Source organism: Klebsiella sp. MS 92-3 (genome assembly GCF_000195655.1).
GTDB lineage: Bacteria > Pseudomonadota > Gammaproteobacteria > Enterobacterales > Enterobacteriaceae > Klebsiella > Klebsiella pneumoniae.
The window spans coordinates 78,065-79,708 of record NZ_GL882724.1; the positions used below are offsets into that span (position 1 = coordinate 78,065).

General features: G+C 59.9%; 1 protein-coding gene. It reads right to left on the reverse strand.

From position 1 onward, the window contains the following. Positions 1-20: 20 nt before the first annotated feature. A complete protein-coding gene (gene dacB, locus HMPREF9538_RS24345; protein ID WP_004149937.1) occupies positions 21-1,454 on the reverse strand; it encodes a serine-type D-Ala-D-Ala carboxypeptidase in 1,434 nt (477 codons plus the stop codon). Positions 1,455-1,644 lie beyond the last annotated feature (190 nt).

Genomic DNA, 1,644 nt, shown 5'->3' on the forward strand with positions numbered 1-1,644 from the left:
GGGGGGGCCCCCCTTTTGTTTTAATTGTTCTGGTACAAATCTTTATACAAGCGGCTTTCAAAGCGGACCAGTGGGATGCGGCGATTGCGCTGATCAGCTGGCTCCACGGCGTAGCCGGAGAGATATTGCACGAAGGCCACCTTTTGTCCGCTGGCGGTAGTGATGAAGCCTGCGAGGTTATAAACCCCCTGGAGCGACCCGGTTTTCGCCGAAACTTTACCATCGACGCCCGCCTGATGAAGACCGGCGCGATACTGCAGCGATCCGTCATGGCCCGCCAGCGGCAGCATGGAGATGAAGTTGAGCTCGGTATCGTGCTGGGCGATATACTGCAGCACCTGCATCATGGTCGCCGGGGCGATCAGGTTGTGGCGCGACAGGCCAGAGCCGTCGGCGATGATAGTATTGCCGAGATCGACCCCAGCCTGTTGACGCAGGATCTGCCGTACGGCATCGGAGCCCGCCCGCCAGGTGCCAGGTACGCCGAACCGGGCGTGGCCGATGGTGCGAAAGACGGTGTCGGCAATCATGTTGTCTGACTTCTTCAGCATGATCCGCAGCAGATCGTGCAGCGGAGCCGACTGGCTGGTTGCCAGCACGGTGCCGGGCTCATTGGCCAGCGTCTGGCGCAGCAGCGTGCCGCTGTAGGTGATCCCCGCCTGGGCCAGCTCGGCTTTGAGGATCGCTCCGGCATAGCTGGCGCCATCCTGAATGGCGAAGGCCAGAGGCAGCGGCTCGCTACGCTGCGGCAGGCAGCCGGTGAGAGTATAGCGATTGAGATCGCCCGGCACCACGTCGAGCTCGCAATACTGCGCTTCCGATGAGCCACGCGCCAGCGTTCGCACCTGGCTGAACATGGTGACCGGATAATAGGATGCAACGCGAATGAAGGCGACATCGCCCGGTTTCTGCGCGCTATACAGCGAGACAGAGAAGCAGTTACGGTCGACAATCGCCGCCGCCGGCGGGGCGCTGAAGCACTGCGTCAGGTCGTTCCACGGCCAGCCGGGCGCTTTGTCATGGCTGGCGAAGACCGAGGTATCGATGAGCACATTGCCTTCGATACGCTGCACGCCGGCTTTTTTCAGCGTCGCCACCATATTGCGAATATCCTGCCGTTTAAGCGTCGGATCGCCGCCGAAGCGTGCAATCAGGTCGCCTTTCAGCACGCCGCCGTCAAGGGAACCTTTGGTTTCCAGCGTGGTGGTAAAGCGAAAATCGGGCCCCAGTTGCAGCAGCGCCGCCAGCGCGGTGATGACCTTTTGCGTACTGGCCGGGAGCGCCATTTGCTGGCTGTGATAGTCGATTTCCGGCGTCGATGCGCCGACCTTTTGCGCCATAAAGGCAAGGTTCGCACCGGCGGGAAGCTGGTTGATGTACTCGTCAATATTCGCCGCCTGAGCGCTAAGCGCTATACCGGCGGTCAATCCGATGATAAATCTGGGAAATCGCATAATCTCGCGCTAACAACCTGAAGCCAGGCCGTCATACTACGGTGCAACGCCCAGTAAAGTAAACGATGACCCATAATGAACTTCGGGGTAAAATACCCATCAAATGAAAAATTGCTGCTGACCTGGGGAGTGTTTCCCGGGTCGGTTTTTTTTTTTTTTTGTTCCCCCCCCGGGGGGGGGGGGGGGGGGG

Excerpts from the sequence above, each read along its gene's own strand:
- dacB (WP_004149937.1), bottom strand. The coding sequence starts at position 1,454 with ATGCGATTTCCCAGATTTATCATCGGATTGACCGCCGGTATAGCGCTT.